Source organism: Streptomonospora nanhaiensis (genome assembly GCF_026642255.1).
Classification (GTDB): Bacteria; Actinomycetota; Actinomycetes; order Streptosporangiales; family Streptosporangiaceae; genus Nocardiopsis; species Nocardiopsis tropica.
This window is the reverse complement of record NZ_CP113264.1, coordinates 3,580,307-3,601,490: the sequence shown is the minus strand read 5'-3', so window position 1 is coordinate 3,601,490 and position 21,184 is coordinate 3,580,307. Positions and strand designations below refer to the sequence as shown.

At 74.0% G+C, this 21,184-nt stretch carries 19 protein-coding genes; 7 read left to right on the top strand and 12 right to left on the bottom strand.

Annotation, left to right across the window (positions count from 1 at the left end):
* Positions 1 to 68: 68 nt before the first annotated feature.
* Entirely contained in the window at positions 69 to 554 is a 486-nt protein-coding gene (locus OUQ99_RS15585) for a MarR family winged helix-turn-helix transcriptional regulator (RefSeq protein ID WP_267950180.1), read from the bottom strand.
* Between the two features lie 77 nt (positions 555 to 631).
* Between OUQ99_RS15585 and OUQ99_RS15580 the strand changes: the two genes are divergently transcribed.
* A complete protein-coding gene (locus OUQ99_RS15580) occupies positions 632 to 2,281 on the top strand; it encodes an FUSC family protein (RefSeq protein ID WP_267950179.1) in 1,650 nt (549 codons plus the stop codon).
* 54 nt (positions 2,282 to 2,335) lie between these two features.
* Here the strand turns inward: OUQ99_RS15580 and OUQ99_RS15575 are convergent, their stop codons facing one another.
* The 5 genes from OUQ99_RS15575 to OUQ99_RS15555 all read right to left on the bottom strand — a co-directional run bounded on the left by OUQ99_RS15575 (position 2,336) and on the right by OUQ99_RS15555 (position 9,879).
* Positions 2,336 to 3,220, bottom strand: coding sequence for a DMT family transporter (locus tag OUQ99_RS15575; protein ID WP_267950178.1), 885 nt, complete (start codon positions 3,218 to 3,220; stop codon positions 2,336 to 2,338).
* Positions 3,221 to 3,308: 88 nt separating this feature from the next.
* Positions 3,309 to 4,010 (bottom strand): ArsR/SmtB family transcription factor, encoded by a 702-nt coding sequence (locus tag OUQ99_RS15570; protein WP_267950177.1) that lies wholly within the window; start codon positions 4,008 to 4,010, stop codon positions 3,309 to 3,311.
* 179 nt (positions 4,011 to 4,189) lie between these two features.
* The gene (locus OUQ99_RS15565; protein WP_267950176.1) at positions 4,190 to 5,470 is read right to left on the bottom strand and encodes a purple acid phosphatase family protein; all 1,281 of its coding nucleotides are present in this window, start codon (positions 5,468 to 5,470) and stop codon (positions 4,190 to 4,192) included.
* 142 nt (positions 5,471 to 5,612) lie between these two features.
* Positions 5,613 to 6,542, bottom strand: a complete 930-nt coding sequence (locus tag OUQ99_RS15560; protein ID WP_267950175.1) for a ribonuclease Z — start codon at positions 6,540 to 6,542, stop codon at positions 5,613 to 5,615.
* A gap of 73 nt (positions 6,543 to 6,615) precedes the next feature.
* Positions 6,616 to 9,879, bottom strand: coding sequence for a BTAD domain-containing putative transcriptional regulator (locus OUQ99_RS15555; protein ID WP_267950174.1), 3,264 nt, complete (start codon positions 9,877 to 9,879; stop codon positions 6,616 to 6,618).
* Between the two features lie 128 nt (positions 9,880 to 10,007).
* Here OUQ99_RS15555 and OUQ99_RS15550 point away from each other — a divergent pair, with 128 nt between their 5' ends.
* Complete coding sequence (locus tag OUQ99_RS15550) at positions 10,008 to 10,886, top strand: alpha/beta fold hydrolase (RefSeq protein ID WP_267950173.1); 879 nt, start codon at positions 10,008 to 10,010, stop codon at positions 10,884 to 10,886.
* Between the two features lie 170 nt (positions 10,887 to 11,056).
* On the opposite strand, the gene OUQ99_RS15545 is transcribed toward OUQ99_RS15550, so the two are convergent.
* Together OUQ99_RS15545 and OUQ99_RS15540 are read right to left on the bottom strand one after the other, a co-directional pair.
* Positions 11,057 to 11,428: a VOC family protein gene (locus OUQ99_RS15545; protein WP_267950172.1), complete on the bottom strand. Its 372-nt coding sequence runs from the start codon at positions 11,426 to 11,428 to the stop codon at positions 11,057 to 11,059.
* 173 nt (positions 11,429 to 11,601) lie between these two features.
* Complete coding sequence (locus OUQ99_RS15540; RefSeq protein ID WP_267950171.1) at positions 11,602 to 12,783, bottom strand: acyltransferase family protein; 1,182 nt, start codon at positions 12,781 to 12,783, stop codon at positions 11,602 to 11,604.
* A gap of 306 nt (positions 12,784 to 13,089) precedes the next feature.
* On the opposite strand from OUQ99_RS15540, the gene OUQ99_RS15535 reads away from it, so the two are divergent.
* Together OUQ99_RS15535 and OUQ99_RS15530 are read left to right on the top strand one after the other, a co-directional pair.
* Positions 13,090 to 14,139, top strand: a complete 1,050-nt coding sequence (locus OUQ99_RS15535; RefSeq protein WP_267950170.1) for a sensor histidine kinase — start codon at positions 13,090 to 13,092, stop codon at positions 14,137 to 14,139.
* The gene (locus tag OUQ99_RS15530; protein WP_267950169.1) at positions 14,136 to 14,756 is read left to right on the top strand and encodes a response regulator; all 621 of its coding nucleotides are present in this window, start codon (positions 14,136 to 14,138) and stop codon (positions 14,754 to 14,756) included. The genes OUQ99_RS15535 and OUQ99_RS15530 overlap by 4 nt, the downstream gene beginning before the upstream one ends.
* Positions 14,757 to 15,717: 961 nt before the next feature.
* Here the strand turns inward: OUQ99_RS15530 and OUQ99_RS15525 are convergent.
* Positions 15,718 to 16,338, bottom strand: a complete 621-nt coding sequence (locus OUQ99_RS15525) for a TetR family transcriptional regulator (RefSeq protein WP_267950168.1) — start codon at positions 16,336 to 16,338, stop codon at positions 15,718 to 15,720.
* 122 nt (positions 16,339 to 16,460) lie between these two features.
* Here OUQ99_RS15525 and OUQ99_RS15520 point away from each other — a divergent pair, with 122 nt between their 5' ends.
* Positions 16,461 to 17,453 (top strand): aldo/keto reductase, encoded by a 993-nt coding sequence (locus OUQ99_RS15520; RefSeq protein ID WP_267950167.1) that lies wholly within the window; start codon positions 16,461 to 16,463, stop codon positions 17,451 to 17,453.
* Here OUQ99_RS15520 and OUQ99_RS31720 read toward each other — a convergent pair.
* Both OUQ99_RS31720 and OUQ99_RS31715 read right to left on the bottom strand, forming a co-directional pair.
* Positions 17,440 to 17,694 (bottom strand): hypothetical protein, encoded by a 255-nt coding sequence (locus OUQ99_RS31720; protein ID WP_431061529.1) that lies wholly within the window; start codon positions 17,692 to 17,694, stop codon positions 17,440 to 17,442. The two genes, OUQ99_RS15520 and OUQ99_RS31720, sit on opposite strands and share 14 nt — an antisense overlap.
* Positions 17,695 to 17,718: 24 nt before the next feature.
* Positions 17,719 to 17,970 (bottom strand): DUF4158 domain-containing protein, encoded by a 252-nt coding sequence (locus OUQ99_RS31715; RefSeq protein ID WP_431061528.1) that lies wholly within the window; start codon positions 17,968 to 17,970, stop codon positions 17,719 to 17,721.
* A gap of 142 nt (positions 17,971 to 18,112) precedes the next feature.
* On the opposite strand from OUQ99_RS31715, the gene OUQ99_RS15515 reads away from it, so the two are divergent.
* Together OUQ99_RS15515 and OUQ99_RS15510 are read left to right on the top strand one after the other, a co-directional pair.
* The gene (locus OUQ99_RS15515; protein ID WP_267950166.1) at positions 18,113 to 18,706 is read left to right on the top strand and encodes an XRE family transcriptional regulator; all 594 of its coding nucleotides are present in this window, start codon (positions 18,113 to 18,115) and stop codon (positions 18,704 to 18,706) included.
* 322 nt (positions 18,707 to 19,028) lie between these two features.
* On the top strand, positions 19,029 to 19,901 hold the full coding sequence (locus OUQ99_RS15510) for a class I SAM-dependent methyltransferase (protein ID WP_267950165.1): 873 nt from the start codon (positions 19,029 to 19,031) through the stop codon (positions 19,899 to 19,901).
* A gap of 150 nt (positions 19,902 to 20,051) precedes the next feature.
* Here OUQ99_RS15510 and OUQ99_RS15505 read toward each other — a convergent pair whose 3' ends face one another.
* Positions 20,052 to 20,891, bottom strand: coding sequence for an alpha/beta fold hydrolase (locus OUQ99_RS15505; protein WP_267950164.1), 840 nt, complete (start codon positions 20,889 to 20,891; stop codon positions 20,052 to 20,054).
* Between the last annotated feature and the right edge of the window lie 293 nt (positions 20,892 to 21,184).

Genomic DNA, 21,184 nt, shown 5'->3' with positions numbered 1-21,184 from the left:
GTCCTGGTGGGTGTGGTGGGGCGGGGGTGGGTGGTGGTGGACGTCCGGGTGGTGGGGCCGGTACGGGTTCAGGCTCGGTCGATGGGGGCCAGGACGCGGGCGAGCAGGTCGGCGAGCTGGGCTTGTTCGTCGGTGCTCAAGGGGGCCAGGACGGTGGCCTCGCGGTCGAGTTGGGCGGCGAAGAGGGTGTCGGCCAGGGTGCGGCCGCGGTCGGTGAGGCGGACCTGGACCTCGCGGCGGTCGCGTTCGAGGGGGGTGCGGGTGATGAGTCCGGCGGACTCCAGGCGGGTGAGGCGCTTGGTGGTGGAGGCGCCCGAGGCGATGGTCTCGCGGGTGAGCTGGCGGGGGCGCAGTCCGTCGGGGGAGCGGCGCAGGGCGGCCAGGACCTCGAACTCGGGGCGGGTGACCTCGGCGCCGGCCAGGCCGTCCTCGGTGATGTTGTTCATCAGGGCGGCCAGGCGCAGGACGCGGCCCATGGCGGCCACGGTGGACAGGTCCAGGTCGGGGCGCAGGCGGGTCCAGCTGTGGAGGAAGCGGGAGACGGCGTCGCTCATGGTGGCCTTCCTGGTGGGGGAGGTCTCCCTCTCCGCGGGTGGTGTGTGCCGGTGGACCACCCTAATATAATTTACTTGTGAATTACTTTTTGTCGAAAGTGGCGTCCCTGCGCGGCGTCCTCGGTGTCCGCGGGGCCTTCGCCCCCCGCCGCGTCCACGGCAACGTCACCCTCACCGCCCTGCGCGCGGGGGCGTGCGTGGCCCTGCCCCTGCTGCTGCTCCACGCCCTGGGTCGCGTGGACCTGGCGCCCTACGCCGCCATGGGCTGCTTCACCGCCCTGTACGCGCGCGACGACACCTACGCCCGCCGCGCCCGGGTCCTGGCCGTCGTCGGCGCCGCCCTCACCCTGGCGGTGGCGGTGGGCGGGCTCACCGCGGCCCTGTTCTCCCACCCCCTGGCCGCGGTCCTGGCGGGCTCCCTGGTGGCCGCCGGAGCCAAGTACCTCTCCGACGCGCTGGCCTTCGGCGCCCCCGCGGGGCTGATGTTCGTCTTCGCCACCGGTGTGGCCGCCTACAACCCGCAGACCCTGGCCGCGCTCCCCCTGGAGGTGGCCGTCACCGCGGCGGCCGCCGCCCTGTGCTGGGCCGCGGCCGTGGCCGGAGCCCTGGTCCACCCCACCGCCCCCGAGCGCCTGGCGGTCTCCCGCGCCCTGTACGCCCTGGCCCGTCACCTGGGCGGGCCCACCGGCGCCACCCGCGCCGCCGCCGAGGCCGCCGTGCAGCACGCCTGGACCACGCTGCTCTCCCGTACCCGCCCCGCCCGGCCGGGGAGCGCCTCCGTGCTGGAGTCGCTGGAGATCCTCACCGCCCGGGCCGAGTCCCTGCTCGGCGGCACGGGGGACGCCCTCGGCGACGCCCGTGCCGCCGCCGAGATGGGCGAGCTCGCCCGCCGCACACGGCGCGAGCGCGGGGTGCGGCCCCTGGTCGCGGGCCGCGAGCGCGCCGCCCTGGCCGCCCACGCCGAGCACCTGCGCCGGCACAGCACCCCCGCGCCCGGTGCGGCCGAGCGCCTGCGCGGTGCGCTGCGTTCCCCCTCGCCCACCCCGGTCTCGGTGGCCCGGGTGGGGCTGGCCTCCCTGCTCGCCGGGGCCCTGGCCTGGGCCGCGGGGATGGACCACGGGTACTGGGCGGCCGTCTCGGCCGGGTCGGTCCTGCAGGCCACCGACGTCACCACCACCTGGCACCGCACCCTGCAGCGCGCCCTGGGCACGCTCGTGGGCGTGGCCCTGGCGGCCGTGCTCTTCTCCTTCGACTACTCGCCCCTGGGCGTCATCGCGCTGGTGGTGCTGTGCCAGATGGCCGCGGAGATGGTGGTGGTCACCAACTACTCCTACGCGATCGTGTTCGTCACCCCGCTCACCCTGGCCCTGTCGGGGCTGGCCCACCCGGCGGGCGGGGCGCAGGACCTGGCGGCCGAGCGGCTGTGGGCGACCGTGCTGGGGGCCGCGGTGGGCATCGTGGTGTGCGCCGTGCTGGCCAACCGCAGGGCCGACGAGCACCTGGAGGCCGCCCTGGCCGAGGGGGAGCGGGCCCGCCTGGCGCTGGAGCGGGAGGGCGGCGCCCACCCGGCCGCCCGGCGGGGCCTGGCCCGCGCACTGGTCGCGCTGCGCGAGGCCCACGCCCTGGCCTCGGGCGAGCCCCGCTCCCGCGGGGCGGCGCGCACGGGCGAGGTCGAGGACCTGCACCGGCGCGCCCGCGCACTGCTGGACGCCCCCCGCGGCGGCTGAGGCCGGGGCGCCGCCTCCTCGCGCGGGGGGACCGTCGGCCCGCAGGCGGGCCGCTCACGCACCTGATGCGCGGCCGGGGGAGGGCGCCGTCGGCGGGCCCTCGTGCGCGGGGGAGGGCGGTGCGGGCGAACGGCGGCGGGAGATCGCCACCCCGGCCAGGCACAGGGCCCCTCCCGCGAACGCCGGCGGCGCGGGCGTCTCCCCCAGGACCGCCCAGGAGAGCACCACCACCAGGACCGGCACCAGGTAGGTGGTGGCGCCCAGCCGGCCCGCGGGCATGCGCGCCAGGGCGTAAGCCCACGTGGTGAAGGCGATCGCGGTCGGGAACACCCCCAGGTAGAGCATGTTGAGCGTGGCCGCGGCGGGGGCGCGGGCCGCCTCGGCGGCCAGGTCCCCGGCGAAGGGCACGCACGCGGCCGTGCCCACCAGGCAGCCGAACGCGCAGACCTGCAGGGGGGAGGCGTGGCGCAGTGCGGGCTTTTGGCAGACCGTGCCGACGGCGTAGGTCACCGCGGCCACCAGGCACAGCAGGACGCCCAGGACGGAGGCGTCCTCGGCGCCGGCGGTGGCGATCCCCGCGACCACGGCGCCGGTGAAGGCGACCGCTGTCCCCCACAGCAGCGGGCGGGGGAGCCCCTCGCCCGACCACGCGGCGCCCAGCAGGGCGATGAGGACCGGCCCGAGGTTGACGACCATGGCGGCGGTGCCCGCGTCGACCTCGCGCTCGCCCCGGTTCAGGGCGACCGTGTACACCCCGAACCAGAGCACGCCCGAGGCGGCGATGCCCGGCCAGGCGGCGCGGGCGGGCAGGCCTGTGCGGGTCGCCGCCAGGAGTGCGACCAGGGAGCCGGCCGCCAGGCGGCCCAGGGCCAGGGAGCCGGGGGAGTAGAACTCCCCGGCGCTGCGGATGCAGACGAAGGCCGAGGCCCACAGCAGCACGGTGAGGCCTGCGGCTGCCGGGGCGGCCCGGTGGCGGGGGTGTGCGAGGAGGTCATGGGAGGACGGTAGGGGGCGGACGCTGCGGCGCTCAGCGAAGTGTGTCCGCGTCCAGGCCCAGGGCCTCCCCCAGGGCCTGCGCCCCCCGGTCGGTGATCCTCAGGGCGCGGCCCGAGCCGATCCGGGTGAGCCAGCGCGCGTTCAGGGCGTGGGCGCACAGTGCGGCTCCGGCGGTCCCGGCCAGGTGGGTGCGGCGTTCGGTCCAGTCCAGGCAGGGGCGGGCCAGGGGGCGTGAGCGGGTGCGCTCCAGGGGGATGGAGTGGTCGCCGAACCAGGCCAGGCCGTCCTCGGTGAGGGCGAACCCGGTGTCCTGGCGGAGCAGTCCGCGGCGGGTCATGGCGTCGGTGAGGGCGCAGCCCAGGCGTCCGGCCAGGTGGTCGTAGCAGGTGCGTGCGCGGGCCAGGGCCTCGTTGGCGCGTGAGGTGCGCAGGGTGCGCGGGGGGTCGGCGGCGGGGGCGGCCTGGGAGGCCAGGGTCTCGACCAGGCGGGCCGCGCCCGCGTCGGCCAGGCGGACGTAGCGGTGGCGGCCCTGGCGTTCCTGGGCGAGGAGGCCGCCCTCGGTGAGCCTGGTCAGGTGCGCGCTGATGGTGGAGGCGCCCACACCGGTGTGGCGGGCGAGTTCCCCGGCGGTCCAGGCGCGCCCGTCCAGCAGGGCCAGGCACACCCCGGCCCGGGTGGGGTCGGCCAGGAGTGCGGCCAGGGCGGCCAGGCGGGATCCGTCGGGAGCGTGCATGTCCTCCAGGATGCGTCATGGACGGTGCGTTCGCGGACGAAGCGTCCGGGCGGGTGCGGGCAGGTGGTCCGCGGGGCGCCGTGCCCGGGGGCGCGCCGTGTGCGGGAGGCTCCTGCCGCCCCGGGGGGCGGGGTGTCCCCGCCCGAACACGGGGACACCCCTGGAGGGGGGAGCGGGGGTCAGAGGGTGTCGGTGACGCGCTTGCCGTCCTGGTCCTTGACGATGGTGAAGGAGTCCACGACCGTGCCCTGGGCGGTGCGCGCCCGGTACCGCAGGGTGTCGCCGTCCACCGACACCGCCTGGAAGGTCTGGGTGTGGCCGAGCTGCACGCGGGCCTCGGCCCCGTTGGCGGTCCAGTTGCCGTCGCCGACGTCGTACATCTTGGGGCCGGTCACCGTGACCGCGTAGACGGGGCCGGTCTGCACGTCGGGGTCGCCGGTGCGGTTCCGTACCAGGTTGCCGCGGCTGTAGGAGTGGTCGTGGCCCTGCAGGACCAGGTCCACGTCGTACTCCTCCAGGGTCTGCAGCCAGGCCTGGCGCAGGGGGGCGTTGTCGCGGCCGGGGCTGTTGGAGAAGACGGGGTGGTGGAAGGTGACCACGGTCCACCGGTGGGGGTTCTGGCTCAGGGCCTGCTCCAGCCACTGCTGCTGGGTGCGCAGCCACGCCGACGCGTTGAGCGGGGCGGCGTTGCGGTAGTTGGAGTTCAGGACGATGAAGCGCACACCCTGGTAGTCGGTGTGGTAGACGGTCCGGGGCAGGTCGCGGCCGGAGGCGGGCCCGTTGGCGGCGCCGGGGAACTGCGGGGCCCAGTGGCCGCTCAGGTTCAGGCCGGAGTACTCGTGGTTGCCGGGGGCGGCGATGTGGTTGATGCCGCCGGTGGCCTGGGCGCCGAAGGCGTCGAACCACTCCCCCCACTGGGAGTCGCTGTTGGCGCTGTCGACGAGGTCGCCCGCGTGCACGGCCAGTTCGGCGTCGGGTTCGGCGGCCAGGGCGGCGCGGACCACGGGGGCGGCGCCCCGGGTGATGTCGTTCTGGATGTCGCCGAAGTAGAGGAAGTCGAAGGGCTGCGCGTCCTGGGCGGGGGTGGTGAGGGTGCGCCAGGGGGTGTCGGCGCCGGCCCCGTCGCCGACCCGGTACCGGTAGGCGGTGTCGGGTTCCAGGCCGGTGGCGGTGGCGGCGTGGTAGGTGCCGCCGATGCGGGCGGTGGTGCGCGCGGGGACGCGGGTGACCTGGTCGGGGGCGGCCCCGGGGGCGATCTCCAGGACCTGGCTGCCGGCGTCGTCGGTGCGCCAGGTGAGGGTCTGGGAGGTGGAGGGGTCGGCGGTGGGGGAGAGGATGACGCGTTCGGGGGCGGTCTGGGCCAGGGCGTGGGGGGAGGCCGGGAGGGCGGCCATCGCCAGGGCGGCGCCGCTCAGGACGGCGAGGGTGCGGCGGGCGGCGGATCGGGGGGAGGCGGGCATGGGGTGCCGGGCCTTTCTGCCGGGTGCGCTGACGGTGCGAACGTAGCGAGCGCGGCGCAACGGTGCGTGAACGCCCGGCGCTCCTCCGTGTCCGAGTGGTGAACTCGGCGCCCGCGCGCCCGCCCCGTGCGGGGGCGCCCCTTCAGGAGTCGCGGGCCGGCAGGGGGATGCGGTCCAGGTCCTGGGCCAGGACGATGCGGCCGTCGAACTCCTGGCCGGCCTGGGCGGTGAAGAGCGGGTCCTCGCTGTGCTCGTAGCGTTCGGAGATGTGGGTCAGCACCAGGGTGCGCACCCCCGCCCGGGCGGCGATGCGCCCGGCCTGGCGTGCGGTCAGGTGCCCGTAGGAGGCGGCCAGCCCCTCCTCGGTGTCCAGGTAGGTGGACTCGATCACCAGCATGTCGGCGCCGCGTGCCAGTTCCAGGGCGCCCTCGCACTCGGCGGTGTCCATGACGAACGCGAACACCTGGCCGCGGCGCGGGCGGGCGCACTGGGCCAGTTCCACCCGGCGCCCGTCGCCGGTGGTGACCGCGCCCTCGCGCTGCAGGCGTCCCACCAGGGGGCCGCGGACCCCGTGGGCGGCCAGCCGTTCGGGGAGCATCCGCCACCCGTCGGGCTCGGCGAGCCGGTACCCGTAGGCGGGGACCGAGTGGCGCAGCGGCAACGCGGTCAGCGTCAGGTCCTCCTCGCCCAGCGGGCAGGCGCCCAGGCCGCCGACCGGTTGGGGCAGGACGGCGTCGGTGTCGCGGAAGGGGGTGGCGTGGCGCAGCCTGCGCCAGTACTCCTCGCCCTGGGCGGGGTAGGAGACCCGCACGGTGTGGGGGACCTGGTCGCGGGCGATGCGCTGCAGGGTGCCGGGCAGCCCCAGGCTGTGGTCGCCGTGGAAGTGGGTGAGGCAGATGCGGGTGATGTCGGTGGCGGCGAGCCCGGCCGTGCGCATCTGGCGCTGGGTGCCCTCGCCCGGGTCGAACAGGATGCCGTGGCCGTCCCAGCGCAGGAAGTAGCCGTTGTGGTTGCGGCGGCGGGTGGGCACCGCGCTGGAGGTCCCCAGGACGACGAGTTCGCGTACGGACATGACAGGGATGCTGCCACACCCGTGGCCGGGCCCGGCCGCCCCGGCGCGGGACCCGGCTGCGGGTGCGGGGCGCTCAGCCCAGTGCGTCCGCGGCGCGGCGGGCGGCGCTCGCCCAGTGCGGTGCGCCGGCCCGCTCGGCGGTCTCCAGGGCCCGGCGGTAGTGGCCTGCGGCCCGGCCGGGGTCGCCCAGGGCCAGGGCGAGGTCGCCGAGCTGGTGGGCGACCGGGCCCAGGGTGAGCAGTCCGCTGCCGGCCCCGGCCAGTTCCCCGGCGGCGGGCAGCAGCAGGCTGTGGGCCCGTTCCATGGCGGCGCGGTCGCCGCGTTCGACGGCGGCCCGGGCGCCCAGGCAGGCCAGGGCCTCGGTGAGCAGCCCGGGGGGCGGTCGGGGCGGCAGCGGTGGCCGGTCGGGGTCGGTGAGGGCGCGGATCCACGGTGCGTGGGGGCCGGGGGCGTCGGTGGTGGGCGGGGGGTGGCCGTGCTGCAGGTGCAGGCACACCAGGGCCAGGTCCAGCAGCCCCTCCTCCATGCCGGGCATGCCGCCTCCCGCCAGGCGCACGCTCGCGGTGCGGTAGGCGGCCTCGGCCTCGCGGGCGGTGCCGGTCACGGCCAGGCGCAGTGCCGCGTACCAGTGGGTGAACACGCCCACGAGGGGGATCTCGTGGAGGGCGCCCAGCCGGTCGGCGGCGCGCATGTGGGTGTCGGCGGCGGCCAGGTCGGCCAGGGCCGCGTGGGCCTGGACCAGGATGAGGTGGCCCAGGACCTCGAAGGTGACCAGGGAGTGCTCGGTGGCCAGCGCGACCAGTTCGGCGCCGATGCGCAGCCGTTGCGGGGCCTGGCCGGTGCGGGAGAAGGACTGCATGAAGCGGGCGTTGAGCGCCAGGGCGAGCAGTGCGGGCTCGTCCAGGCGTCGGGCGCTCTGCTCGGCCAGACGGGCGGCCCGGGCGCCGCGCCCGTCGAGGGTTCCGCGCATCTCCAGTGCCTGGGCGGCCAGCAGGCGGGCGCGCAGGGCCTCGCGGTCCCGGGGCAGGGCGGCCAGGGTGCGTTCGGTGGCGCGGACCAGGTGCGCGGACAGGCCCGGGTCGTCGTTGCGGGGCCACAGGGCGGGCACGTCGAAGGCGGTGATGACGCGGGCGCTCAGGTCGGGGTCGCCGAGCCGGTCGGCCTCGGCGACGGCCCGGCCGCGGTGGTGGCGGGCGGACTCCAGACGGCCGGTGAGGGCCAGGGCCCGCACCAGTCCGGTGAGGGCGTCCAGGCGGGCGCGGGGGTCCTCCTCGCCGGAGCGGTCGTGGGCGGTGAGGGCGTCCTGCCACAGGCGGGCGGCCTCGTGGGGGGCGAAGCGGTGTTCGGCCTGCAGGGCGGCGGCGCGGGCGTGGTGCGCGGCCAGGGCGGCGGTGGCGGGGGTGTGCGCGCGGGCGTAGTGGTGGGCCAGGGCGGCGTCGGCGCCGGGCCGGTCCGGGTGCAGGGCGGCGATCGCCTCGGCGGCGGCGGTGTGCCAGCGGGCCCGGCGGGGGTGGGACAGGGAGTCGTAGAGGGTGTCGCGCACCAGGACGTGGGAGAAGCGCAGCGGTGTGTCCTGCTGGGTGAGGAAGCCGGCGTCCAGGGCGGCGTCCAGGGCGTCCAGGTGGGTGTCCTGGTCCGGGGCCAGGACGGCCAGGACGTCGGGGTCGATGTCGTGGCCGATGACGGCGGCCTGGTGCAGGAGGCGCTGCGCGGGCGGGGGCAGGGCGGCCAGGCGGTGGCGGATGACGTCGCGTACGCCGGCGGGGACGGTGGCCAGGGCGCTCGGGCCGTCGGTGCGCAGCAGGCGGGCGAGTTCGCGGGCGAAGAAGGGGTTGCCGCCGCTGCGCCGGTGGATGGTGCGCAGGGTGGGGGCGTCCACGTCGTGGTCCAGGACGGTGCGCAGGAGTTCGCCGGTGGTGTCCTGGGGGAGTCCGCCCAGGTAGACGCGGACGGGTTCGTGGGGGGCCAGGCGGGCCAGGGCTGCGGCCAGGGGTGCGGAGATCTCCCCGGTGCGGTGGGTGCCCACGATGAGCAGGGGGCCGGGGATGTGTTCGGCGACCAGGGCGGTGAGCAGTTCCAGGGTTTCCTGCGCGGCGCGGTGCAGGTCCTCCAGGACGAGCAGGAGGGGGCCCTGGCCGGTGGTGCGTGTCAGGAGGTCGGTGGTGCTGCGCAGGGTGTGGAAGCGTGCGGCGGCGGGGTCGCCCGAGGTGGGGCCGGGGTGGGGTGTGTCGGTGTCGGTGCCGGTCAGGGCGGTGGTGATCTGTGTCCAGGGCCAGGTGGGCGGGGCTCCGTCGTGTTCGGGGCTGCGCCCCCAGGCGGTGCGCCAGCCGCGGTGGGCCAGGCGCCGGGTGAGTTCGCGGGCCAGGGCGCTCTTGCCCGCCCCGGCGTCGCCGGAGACCAGGACGGGTGTGGTGCGGGCGTGTGCGGTGGCGGTGGCGGCGGCCTGTTCGAGCAGGTCCAGTTCGTGGGCGCGGCCCACGAAGGGGTGATCGGCGGGGAGGGGGCGGTCGGGCAGGTCGGGGGCCGCGGGGGTGGGGGTGGGGGTGGGGGGAGTCAGGCGGGGTGCGTGGGAGAGGATGTCGGCTTCGAGGCGGCGCAGGTCGGGGCCGGGGTCCACGCCGAGTTCGTCGGCCAGGGTGCGGCGGGCGCGGCGCAGGGCGTGCAGGGCCTCCCCCTGGCGCCCGCACCGGTACAGGGCCAGGGCCAGCAGGTTCCAGGCGTTCTCGCGCAGGGGGTGGGCGGCGGCGTGGGGGTGCAGGTCGGCGGCGGCCTGCTCGGCGCGGCCCAAATCCAGCAGGGCGCGGGCGCGCTGTTCCACGGCCAGGAGCCGCAGCCCTTCGAGGCGGTCGGCCTCCTGGTGCGCCCACGGGTAGGCGGTGAACTCGGCGTAGGCGGGGCCGCGCCACAGGGCCAGCGCCCGGTCCAGTTCGGCCAGTGCGGGGCCCGGCTCCCCGGTGTCCAGGTGGGTGCCGGTGCGGGTCAGGGCGGCCTCGAACCTCCAGGCGTCGACGCCCTCGGGGCCGGTGCGCAGGGCGTAGCCGGGCGGGGCGGTCACGAGCAGGTGGGCGGGCCGGCGCGGGGCCCGGTCGGGTTCCAGGGAGCGGCGCAGCGCGGAGACGAAGGTGCGGACCGCGGACACCGAGCCCTCGCGGGGGTGTTCCCACAGGTCCTCCACGAGCAGGTCCACGGGGACGGTGCGGCCCCGGGCCAGGATCAGCCGTGCCAGGACGGCCCGGTGGCGGGGGCCGGGGAGGGGGAGCGGCCCCTGGGCGCGGCGGGCCTCCAAGGGGCCCAGGACGCGCAGCTCCACGGCCGTGTCCTCGTGTTCCCCCGTCATGTCCTCCACGGTAGCGGGCTCGGGGCCGTGGCCGGTCGTCGCAGGCGGGGGCGCTCAGCGGGCGCTCATCGCCTGCTCATCCGCGCCCGGCATGCTCTGGACGAAGAACCGAACCAGTGGAGGTAACCGTGGAACCGAGGATCAGCGGATTCGACTACCAGCGTGTGCCCGTGGCCGAGGGGGTGGCGCTCAACGCCGCCGTGGGGGGCTCGGGCAGCCCCCTGGTGCTGTTGCACGGGTTTCCGCAGACGCACCTGATGTGGCGCCACGTGGCGGCGGACCTGGCCGCCGACCACACCGTCATCTGCCCGGACCTGCGCGGCTACGGTGACAGCGACAAGCCCGCCGACACCGACGGGCGCGCCTACGCCAAGCGGACCATGGCCGCGGACGTGGTCGCCCTGGCCGCGGCCCTGGGCCACGACCGGTTCGCGCTGGCGGGCCACGACCGCGGTGCGCTGGTCGCGATCCGCGCGGGCCTGGACCACCCCGGCGCCGTCACCCACCTGGCGTCGCTGGACGTGCTGCCGACCCTGGACATGTGGGACGTGATGCACGGGGTGTCGGCGTCGGTGGGCTTCCACCTGTACCTGATGGCGCAGCGGCCGGGTCTGCCCGAGGCGTTGATCGGCGCGGAGCCCGACGTGTTCTTCGGTCACTTCCTGGACGTGTGGGCGCGCGACCCCGAGGCGATCCCGGCGCCGGTGCGCGCCGCCTACCTGCGGGCGAGCCGGGAGGCGGTGCCCTCCATCGTCGCCGACTACCGGGCCTCGGCCGGGGTGGACGTGGCCGACGACGAGGCCGACCGGGCGGCGGGGCGGACGTTGTCGATGCCCGTGACGGTGCTCCAGCAGGACTGGGGGTCCGAGCTCGGCTTCGACGCCCTGTCCCGGTGGAGGGAGTGGGCGCGGGACCTGCACCACGCCACGGTCTCCTGCGGCCACTTCATGGCGGAGGAGGACCCGGCGGAGGTCGTCAAGGCGCTGCGCGCCCTGCTGGCCCGGTAGGGCGGAGGAACCCTCGGGAGGGGTTCCTCCTGGGGGGTGCGGGGCGCCGCCGCACCCGGGGCGCGGTGGAGGAGCCGGGCCGCGCCGTGGGGCGGGATTCCCACGCCCGGGGGCGGTGGGCGGCCGGGGCGGGGTCGGCGCGGTGTGCGGGCCCCGCCCCGGCGGTGGGTCTAGGAGTGCGCCCATACCCCCAGTTCGTTGCCGCTGGGGTCGGCGAAGTGGAAGCGGCGCCCGCCCGGGAAGGCGTAGGGGGCTTCGACGATGCGCCCCCCGGCGCGGGTGACCGCCTCCACCGACCGGTCCAGGTCCTGGGAGAAGAGCAGCACGAAGGGGCCTCCGGGCCGCACCCGGCCCTGGGTGGTGAGGCCGCCGACCTCGTGGTCCTCCTCCCCCGGGCCCCGGATGCCCGCGTACATGGGGCCGTAGTCGTTGAAGCGCCACCCGAACGCCTCGGCGTAGAACCGTTGGGCCTCCTGCAGGTCGGTGACGGTGAGTTCCACGTAGTTCAGGGCGTGGTGGGCGGGTGTGGCTGATGGGTTCATGGGCCGCATTGTGCCGGAGGGGTCCGACAGCGGGCGGTCGCGTGTTCCGGACGCGGCCCCGTGGCGTTGCCCGTGGGGCGGGGCTCCGGGCGGGGCGTGGAGCCGGGAGAAAACGTCGGATGCTCCGCGAAAACTACTGGGACACCGGCAGCGCGGGAGCGGCCAAGCGGCGTTCACGCCCCTCGTTCGGCGCTCTTCCACGGGTGTCGGTGTCCGTTCAGCCAGGCGCCGAGCGGTGTGCAGCGGACGGCTAGCTGGTACGTGAGGAGCAGCATCGCGCTGGAACCGATCAGGGTGATCGACAGCTTGACCGCGACCGGGAGGTTCAGGTCCGCAAGGCTCATCCCGATGGCGACCACGATCGGCAGGTGCATCAGGTACATCCAGTAGGAGGCGTCGGCCAGGTACCGGATCGCCGGGCGGGGGCGGCTGAGGAAGCGCACGCACACGCCGATCAGACCGTAGGTCACGCACCATCCGCCGAGGGCGACCAACGCCGCGCCCATGGGTAGCGGAACCTGCCCTTGGGCGATCAGCATGATCGACAGGCTGATCGCCCCGACGGTGAGATACGCGGCCCAGTCCCTGCTGATTCCGGCCAGTGCGTCGGAGCGACGGCGCAGTGCCCAGCCGACCGCGAAGGCGCCGAGGTATCCGACGAGTGGGGCGACCTCGGGAACGATCGTTGCGGGCTCGATGATCCCCGACATCGGCCTCCCCTGGATCAACACGACGACGGTGTAGGGCACGGATGCCACGAGGACGCCGGCGCGCGACGAGAACAGCGTCGCCATCCGCTCGGAGAACGCCGACGTCCGTTCCCTCCCGATGAACCGGATGAGCAGAGCGCGCACCGCCACAGTGATCACGATGCATTCCATGAGCACGAGAAGGAACCAGAGCTGACCGGGACCGAACATGACCAGCGGGTCGGTCACCTCGGGCTGCGCCGTGCCGGGACGAGTGCTTGCGAACATGAGCGCCAGCAGGCCGAGCGGAAACACCGCGACCGGCCAGAACGCGAACATGGGCAGCAGGACGCGCTTGGCTCGATCACCCACGTACCGCCGGGCGCCGCGCCGGTCGAGCATCAGAGCCCCGAAGTAACCGGCCAGCGTCATGAACAGCACCATCCTGAACGAGTGGATGACGAAGTTCGTCTCGGCGAGTCCCACCGACGTGTATCGATCGTGGAAGAACCAGGACTGGGTCGCGATGAACGGCACGCATGCGTGCAACACGATGCCCAGCAGCAAGGCACCGCCACGAAGCGCATCCAGTCCGTGTATCCGTTGCGGGCGGCCGGCGGGCTCCGCCGTGCGGACAGGGGCCGGTTCCTTGGAGGAGGTCGTCATGCCGGCGACGCTACGGATCGCACCGGGCCGGCACATCGATCATCGGGGCAGCCGGATATCCACCGATCGGTGGAGCGGAGACGCCGGCGGATCGTCGTTCGGGACGGCGACAATCGAGTGGTGCCAAGACGAAGCGGATCGGGGCGAGGCCCGGCGCCGACATCTGCCGGCCCGGCGGGAGCCTCCGCGCTGTGGATCGGATTGTCGGTCGCCGCGCTCTCCCTCGTGCTCGCGATCAGCCTGGGAATCGGCGGAGACTTCCCTCCTCTTCTCAGTGATCGAGCGGAGCCGGCTCCGCTGCGGGTCGTGTCACCGATCGTCGTGCTGCTCGTGCTCCGCGTCTGTATGGAACTGGTGTACCAGAGGGCGCACGAGGGCAGCCGCCTGGCGACGGCCCTCTACCTCGTGCACGGCCTCACCCTGCTGGCGGGGGTCACCCTCAACCCGTTTCTGTGCGTCTACGCCTTTCTGGGCTTCCTCGACGTCGAGCGTTTCCTGCCTCGACGTGTCGTCTTCGCAGGGATCATCGGTACGGCTCTGCTGTGCGCCTTCGGCCAGGCGGGCGCTGTTGCAGGCGTGACGACCAGCCCGCTCGTCTTCGTCACCCTGCTCCTGGTCAACGTCGGCCTCGCCGGCGCGATGACATGGTTCGCGCAGTTGCGGGAGGAGCACGCGGACGAACGGGAGCGCGTCGCCGCCGAACTCGCCGAAGCTCACCGGGAGAACCTCGCCCTTCACGAGCTACTGCTCGAACAAGCCCGCTCCGCGGGCGTCGCTCAGGAACGCGCCCGGCTGTCGCGCGAGATCCACGACACGGTGGCCCAGGGCCTCGTCGGAGTGATCCGCCAGCTCGAGGCGCTCCCCGGCGATCTCGGGCAGAGTGCACGGCCGGGGATCGAACGGGCGGAGCACGCAGCAAGGGACTGCCTCTCCGAGGCACGCAGAGCCGTGCGCGCCCTGGCTCCACACCAACTGGCCAAGGACGATCTCACCAGCGCGCTCCGCGGCCTCATCGAACGCTGGGCCGCGTCTCAGGCAACGCCGGCCGAACTCGTCGTCGTCGGAGCCCCGGTCGCCGGCGACGGTGACGACGTGGTGCTACGAGTCACGCAGGAGTCGTTGGCCAATGTCGCACGCCATGCCCGGGCCTCGTCGGTCACCGTGACGCTGAGCTGGCTCCCTGACACCCTGCTGCTGGACGTCGCGGACGACGGCGTCGGATTCGATCCCGGCACGATAGTTCGAGGGAGGGGTCTCTCGGGAATGAAGGAGCGACTCGCCGAAGTCGGCGGCCATCTGATCGTCGAATCCGACCCCGGCCACGGCACCACGATCGCAGCGAAGGTGCCACGATGAGCGCCGTTCGAATCGTCATCGTCGACGACCATCCGATCGTCAGGCACGGCCTGGCCGGAGTCTTCGCCGACGAGCCCGGCATCGACGTGGTCGGCGAGGCGGACAGCGGCCCCCGAGGCCTGGTTGTCATCGCCGACACCGAACCGGACGTCGTCCTCATGGACCTGCGCATGTCGGACGGCGACGGTGTCCCCGCGATCCGGGAACTCGTCAAGAACAGAACCCGGGGCCGACCGCGAGTGCTGGTCCTCACGACCTACGACACCGATCGTGACATCCGCAGCGCCCTCAACGCCGGCGCAGACGGATACCTGCTCAAGGACGCATCGCGCACCGAACTGGTCCGCGCCGTGCGCGACCTGGCCGTTGGCCGGCCGGTGCTGGCACCCGCAGCACTCGCGGCCCTCCTCGGACGCGAGGCGGAGACCGAGCTCAGCACCAGAGAAATCGACGTACTGCGCCTCGTCGCCGACGGCCTCACCAACAGAGCGATCGCAACCCGACTGCGAATCAGCGAGTCCACCGTCAAAACCCATCTCCTCCACACGTACTCGAAGCTGGGAGCCGCCGACCGCGCGCAAGCCGTCCGCATCTGCTGGGAACGCGGCCTCGTCTGACCCCCAGCAGGGCGGGATCCCGCTCTCGGGACCGGCCGACAGGCGCCGCGCGACCCTGGCCCGTCGCGCCGATGGCCCGTCGCTGGGCGCGATCCCCCGCGGGGCCGGGGTAAGCCTGGCCGTCGTGCACTGCGAGGTCACCGCAGTTCGCCTCCCGGAAGCCGACCGGGCCTGCCGGTCTTCGTCACGAGCACGGGTCCCGGGGTGCGCCGGCGCACGTCCGGCGGCTCACCGCACCGGGGTCCGCACGGGTGTGATCCAGGGGGCGTCGGCCCCCGCGGCGTGAAGAGGGCCCCGCACCCGGCGACATGACAGCGGTCACTGAATTCAGGCGATGGTGTACCCATCGCGTTCTCGATGCCCCCTGACCTGCCCTGAATTACGTTGTGGGGCCCTGGAGGGGGTCGCCGGGGGCCTCGGCCGCCCCCACGGGGGTAACCCCCGATAAGGTTCACTTATCGGGGGTGAGGATTCGGGGGCCTCCAGGGATTCGTTTCGTGTGCTCGAGGGGTTTTTGTTGTTGAGTTACGTTACCAACGAAACGTTATTAACGAGGGGCGGGGAACGGCCGCCCACGGGAAGGACGCCGGTCGCGGGGCGACACGGGCGGGACCCAGTGCCCTGAGGCCCTGGCGGCCCCTGGTCGGGCATCGCCCGCGTACACGGGGCCCGGTAGCTTTCGTGGAAAATCCAACGCTCAGCGCTCGACCCGGTTGAGCAAACGAGGGTGCGCACCGCCGCACGGTGCCAGACCGGCCCGCACGAACGAGGGCGTCCATCGCTGCGAGCCGCCCCGGTGTCGGCGTGCCGTGGTCGCGGCCAGCCGACCGTTGCCCCTTTCCGGCTTATCGGGACCCCGGGAGCGCTGATTCGTCAGCAGGATGTGCCCATCGGTGAGCGGCAGGGGTGGCCGGCGCCGTTCGGGGGATGTCCGGGCAGGGCTGCCGCAGGTCGGGGAACCTCAGCGCGCTCGAGGGAAGAGCCGCTCGACGGCGGTCACCACCGCGGCGCGGCGGGCGGCGATGGTGGGGTCCACGGCGTGTGCGGCGGCGGCCTCGCTGAGTTCGGGCTGAGAGGCCCAGGTCATGGCGATCTGATTCACCAGGGCGAGGACGTCCGCCGGGTCCCAGGCGGGGTCGAGCTGTCCGGCCTGCTGCACTTGGCGGATCTGGTCGATCTTGCGGGCGATCGCTGCCTGGGCGGGATCGTCGGCACCGGCTGCGGCGCCCGGCAGTTCGAGGCGGCCCCAGGTGATCAGGCGGTGGTGGTCTGGACGGGCGACGAAGTAGTCGAACAGGCGGCCCGCGTAGCCGGGGAGGTCGGACGGGTCTATCTGGGTGGCCTCGGCGATGACGACGTACTCCCGTGCAGTGACGTCGGCATAGAGCGCGTCTTTGCCGCGAAAGTAGGCGTAGACGCGTTCTTTGCTGGTTCTGGCGAGCTTGGCGATGCGGTCCACACGGGCGCCTGCGATGCCATGGCGGGCGAACTCCTCCATGGCAGCGTTGAGAATGCGCTCGCGGGTGGCGTCGCCGACGGCGGCTGCTGCTGTGCTCTGATCGGAGTCGCGAGACTGAGGCATATCCCCAGGGTAGAGCACCGAACCGTTCGGTTTGCCGTTACGGTGATCGACGCGTAGTGTCAAACCGAACAGTTCGGTTTGACCTCTGGGTGGAACCGGCGAACCGTTGAGGGAGTGAACTCATGCAGCACCGCAATCTGGGCTCTCAGGGTCTGCGCGTCTCGGCGCTCGGCCTGGGGACCATGGGCATGTCCATGGCCTACGGCGCCTCGAACGACGACGAGGGCATCGCGACCATCCGCCGCGCCCACGAACTCGGGATCGACTTCTTCGACACCGCCGAGCTGTACGGCGCCGGGACCGGCAGCAACGAGATCCTCCTGGGCAAGGCGGTCAAAGACTTCCGCGACGAGGTGGTCCTCGCCACCAAGTTCGGCTTCGACATGACCGCCCCGGCGATCGGCTCCGCCTTCGACAGCCGCCCGGAAAACATCCGCAAGGTCGCCGAGAACAGCATGCGCTACCTGCAGAGCGACCACATCGACCTCTTCTACCAGCACATCTCCGACCCCGACATCCCGGTCGAGGAGGTCGCCGGCGCGGTCGGCGAACTGATCACCGAAGGCAAGGTGAGGTACTTCGGCCTGAGCAACGTCGGCCCCCGGTACATCCGCCGCGCCCACGCCGTCACCCCGGTCTCCGTGCTCCAGTACGAGTACTCGCTCTTCGAGCGGGAGGTCGAGGAGGAGATCCTTCCCGTTCTGCGGGAACTCGGCATCGGCCTGGTGCCCTACTCCCCGCTCGGCCGCGGCTTCCTCACCGGCCAGGTCAAGCCCGCCGGCGAGTACGCCGCGGACGACATGCGCAGCTGGGACGAACGTTGGCAGGGCGAGAACTACGCCTACAACCTGCACGCCACCGAACAGCTCAAGAATCTGGCCGACACCAAGGGCATCACCACCGCCCAACTCGCGCTGGCCTGGCTGCTCGCCCAGGGCGAGGACGTCGCGCCCATTCCCGGCACCCGCAGCACCAAGCGCATCGAGGAGAACGCCGGCGCCACCGACGTCCAGCTCTCCGCCGCCGAACTGGCCCGCATCACGGAGATCCTCCCCCACGGCTCGGCAGGCAGCCGCCTCCCGGCCGCGGCCCTGTCCAGCTTCACCACGGACTGACCGTGTCGGCACCCGCGTGTGCGCTCGTAGGCGCAGCGGCTGACGTGGACGTACGGGCGGCGGCGCCCCGGTTCGGTCCTCCGTGCTGCCACACCGGGCCGGGCCGGATCACACACGCGCTGCGAAGGTGCGCGCACGCGGCGCGGAACAGGGCGGTGGGCGAGTCGTGCTCCATCGCGCGGGCGAGCGGGCAGGTCTCCAGCTCCTTGGCCTGGGCCTCCTTCATCGCCCGCCATCGCAGCCGGAGCGGGGGCGGGGACCCCGGTCAGGTCGGTGGGCACGTACCCGGGCCAGGGCAGTGTGCACAGTTGCACCGCCGGCCGAGTCGGTTGGCCGCTCCGCGGCGGTGTTCGACGAACTCGGCGTCGGTGGGGGCCAGGGTGAAGTAGCGGATCAGCTCCTGGGAGCTGATGGTGTCGGGGAACGCGCGGAGCTGGGCGGGTTCGGCCTCGGAGAAGACCTGGGTGGCCGACGTGAGACTCCGGTCGGGGGGTGAGGGGTGACCGTCGGCGAACAGCCAACCGGCGGGGGAGGCTCAGCGTTGGATTTTCCGCGAGAACTACCGGGCCCCCTACGCAGGGGCCTCGGCTTTGCCCTCGTGTCGGGCTCCGCGCCCACAGGGACGGCCCCGGGCGCACCGGAGGCATACGCTATTGCTCATGACGCAAGAAGACGGGGAGCTGGACAGCCTCGTACGCAAACGCATCCGTGCCCTGCGGGTGGCGCAGGGGTGGTCCCTGGCCGAACTGGCCACCCGTGCCCACCTGAGCCAGTCCTCGCTGAGCCGCATCGAGAACGGCAGGCGCCGCCTGGCCCTGGACCAGCTGGTCACCCTCGCCCGGGCCCTGGACACCACGCTGGACCAGCTCGTGGAGACCGCCACCGACGACATCGTCACCAGTCCGATGATCGACGCCGCCCACGGCCTGATGCGCTGGCCCGTCAAGGGTGACCCCGGCATGAGCGTGGTGCGCCAGCGCATGACCGAACCGCCGCCCGACAACCCTGCGCGCATGCGTGCCCACCCCGGGCGCGAATGGCTCGTCGTCCTGTCCGGCACCGCGACCCTCATGCTCGGCCACCGCCGGTTCCGCGTCGAGGCGAACCAGGCTGCCGAGTTCCCCACGATGATGCCGCACGCGATCGGCGCCGAGGGCGGCCCCTGCGAGATCCTGGGCATCTTCGACCGCGACGCCCGCCGCGGACACCAGCGCGAGGGCGAGGCTCCCGGGGGTCGGGGCTCCGACGGGTGAGCTCACCGGCCCGGGGGCGGCATCGGATCGGCGGGACCGGCCCCGCCGACGGCGCCGAACCGGTCGACGTGCTCTGGCGGCCGGGCCGATCACGTCGGCTTGGACACCGCCCGCCGCTGTGCCCTGCCCGGCGAGGTGGGCGCGGCCGGGGTGTCGGAGGCGCTCACCGGCGACCGGTGGGCCGGTGGGTCCTGAGGCCGCCATCCCCTACCGATCCTCCTCGACCCCCGTGTCTTGCGCGTCGGGCCGCGCATCCGACCATCGTCTTGCGCAACGGGGAAGGAATCGCGCTTCAAAGGCATGACCGTCCTACGGTGAAGGCATGAACGAAGCGCACTCGCACACTTCCCACCACGGCACCCGGCACGAGCACCACCGGGAGCACGACTCCGAGGTCCAGGCGGAGATCCTCGACCTGGACGCCGAGGTCCTCGCCGAACACATGGCCTCGATCACCGCGTGGCTGCCGCTGGAGACCGTCCCGCGCCGGATCGTGGACCTGGGCTGCGGCACGGGCGCGGGGACCTTCGCCCTCCTGGAGCGCTTCCCCGACGCGCACGTCACGGCCGTGGACACCTCCGCCGGGCACCTGCAGCGGCTGCGCGCCAAGGCCTTTGACCGCGGCGTCGGCGCGCGCGTGCGCACGGTGCAGGCCGACCTGGACGCACCCGGGTGGCCCGACCTCGGCTCACCGGACCTGGTGTGGGCGTCGGCCTCGATGCACCACCTGTCCGACCCCGACCGCGCCCTGCGCAACGTCCGTGGCGCGCTCGCGCCCGGCGGCCTGTTCGCCGTCGTCGAACTGGCCGGGTTCCCGCGATTCCTGCCCGAGGGCGCCCCGGAGGAGAGGCCCGGCCTGGAGGAGCGCTGCCATGCCGTGGCCGACCGCCTGCACGCCGAGCACCTGCCCCACCGCGGTGCGGACTGGGGTCCGATGCTGGCCGCCGCCGGGTTCACGGTCGAGGGCGAGCGCACGGTCTCCGTGGACGTCAAGGGCTCCCGCAGCGAGGCGGTCGGCCGCTACGCGCTCGGCGGACTGCAGCGCATCCGCACCGCCGTGGCCGCGGAGCTCTCCCCGGAGGACCTCGCCGCGCTCGACCGGCTCCTGGACGCCGGGAGCCCGCACGGCATCCTGCGCCGCGAGGACCTGGCGGTGCGCACCGAACGCACCGTGTGGGCCGCGCGCCGTGCCTGACCCCGGGTTCCTCCTGGTTGCGGGGCGGGCCGACCGGTAGCCGGTGGCCCGCTTGTTCGCGCGGATCGGCGGGGCCGGTCCCCGGCCGGCTGTGGCCGGGCTCCTGTACGGCCCGGCCCGGGTGTCCGCCCCGGGTCGGGCCCGCCGTGGTCAGGCGCGGAGGAATTCCAGGACGGCCCCGGACCGGTCCAGGATCGCGTGCCCGACCCCGGGCAGGACGTGCACGGAGGCGTGCGGCACGCACCTTCGCACGCGGCTCGCGGTTCCCGCGGAGTCGAACATCGCGTCCCGCTCGCCCACGCTCACCTGCACCGGCATGGTCAGGCGGCGCAGGGTGTCGTCGGAGAACACCGGGAGCCGCTCCGTGCGCGGCCGGAACTGCTCGAAGGTCAGGCTGATCCGGTCCAGGGCGGGGCCGGCCGAGAGCGCGTCCAGGCCGGTGGCCACCAGCACCGAGCGGCGCCGGCCCCGGCGCCCGAAGGGTCGCAGCAGGAGGGTCGCGAACAGCCATCCCACTTTCTGGGCGCCCACGCCCCCGGGGCACAGCAGTGCCAGGCGGCGCACCCGGTCGGGGCGGTGGGCGGCGTAGTCCAGTGCCATCCAGCCGCCCAGGGAGGTGCCGACCAGGGCCGTGTCGACGAGCCCCAGTCCCTCCAGCACGTCGTCGAGCCAGAGCCGGTGGGCGCCCGAGGACAGGGGCGGGCGGGAGGGGGCGCTCAGGCCGGGTTCGCCCACCAGGTCCACGGCGTAGGTGCGGAAGTGCCCTGCCCAGGCGGCCGCGTCCTGGCGCCACATCGTCGCGTTGGCCCCCGATCCGTGCAGCAGGACCACGGGGGGCGCGTTCGCGGGGCCCGAGGCGAGCACGAAGGTCTCGCCCTCGCGGGTGGGCACCCGCAGGTGGTCGGCGGGAACAGGCCAGGTGCGCAGCTCCTCCTGGTAGCGGCGGCGCAGCTCCTGTTCCCCCGCTTCGGTCTTGTAGATCGCACTCATGGGTCGAGCGGTCCTCCCCGGATCGGCCGCCCGTGTCCGTCGGGGCAAGGGGCCCCGGTCGACACAGACGAACATGTGCCACCAAAGTAAACCAAACTTCCCTAAAAGCGAACCAATAAAGGGAGTTTTGGGGAGTATTAGAGTAGGTCGGTGGAAGGCCGGTGGCCCCTGTCGTGCTCCTGCGGCCCCGTGAGCCGGGGATACTGCGCACGGTGACGCGCCCCGACCGGGGCGCGGGGGTTCCGGAGTGGCCGGGATCACCTCCGCCGCAGGGCCTCGGGGGCGTTCGGGGT

Excerpts from the sequence above, each read along its gene's own strand:
- OUQ99_RS15585 (WP_267950180.1), bottom strand. The coding sequence starts at position 554 with ATGAGCGACGCCGTCTCCCGCTTCCTCCACAGCTGGACCCGCCTGCGC.
- OUQ99_RS15570 (WP_267950177.1), bottom strand. The coding sequence starts at position 4,010 with ATGCACGCTCCCGACGGATCCCGCCTGGCCGCCCTGGCCGCACTCCTG.
- OUQ99_RS15565 (WP_267950176.1), bottom strand. The coding sequence starts at position 5,470 with ATGCCCGCCTCCCCCCGATCCGCCGCCCGCCGCACCCTCGCCGTCCTG.
- OUQ99_RS15560 (WP_267950175.1), bottom strand. The coding sequence starts at position 6,542 with ATGTCCGTACGCGAACTCGTCGTCCTGGGGACCTCCAGCGCGGTGCCC.
- OUQ99_RS15555 (WP_267950174.1), bottom strand. The coding sequence starts at position 9,879 with ATGACGGGGGAACACGAGGACACGGCCGTGGAGCTGCGCGTCCTGGGC.
- OUQ99_RS15545 (WP_267950172.1), bottom strand. The coding sequence starts at position 11,428 with ATGAACCCATCAGCCACACCCGCCCACCACGCCCTGAACTACGTGGAA.
- OUQ99_RS15540 (WP_267950171.1), bottom strand. The coding sequence starts at position 12,783 with ATGACGACCTCCTCCAAGGAACCGGCCCCTGTCCGCACGGCGGAGCCC.
- OUQ99_RS15530 (WP_267950169.1), top strand. The coding sequence starts at position 14,136 with ATGAGCGCCGTTCGAATCGTCATCGTCGACGACCATCCGATCGTCAGG.
- OUQ99_RS15525 (WP_267950168.1), bottom strand. The coding sequence starts at position 16,338 with ATGCCTCAGTCTCGCGACTCCGATCAGAGCACAGCAGCAGCCGCCGTC.
- OUQ99_RS15520 (WP_267950167.1), top strand. The coding sequence starts at position 16,461 with ATGCAGCACCGCAATCTGGGCTCTCAGGGTCTGCGCGTCTCGGCGCTC.
- OUQ99_RS15515 (WP_267950166.1), top strand. The coding sequence starts at position 18,113 with ATGACGCAAGAAGACGGGGAGCTGGACAGCCTCGTACGCAAACGCATC.
- OUQ99_RS15510 (WP_267950165.1), top strand. The coding sequence starts at position 19,029 with ATGAACGAAGCGCACTCGCACACTTCCCACCACGGCACCCGGCACGAG.
- OUQ99_RS15505 (WP_267950164.1), bottom strand. The coding sequence starts at position 20,891 with ATGAGTGCGATCTACAAGACCGAAGCGGGGGAACAGGAGCTGCGCCGC.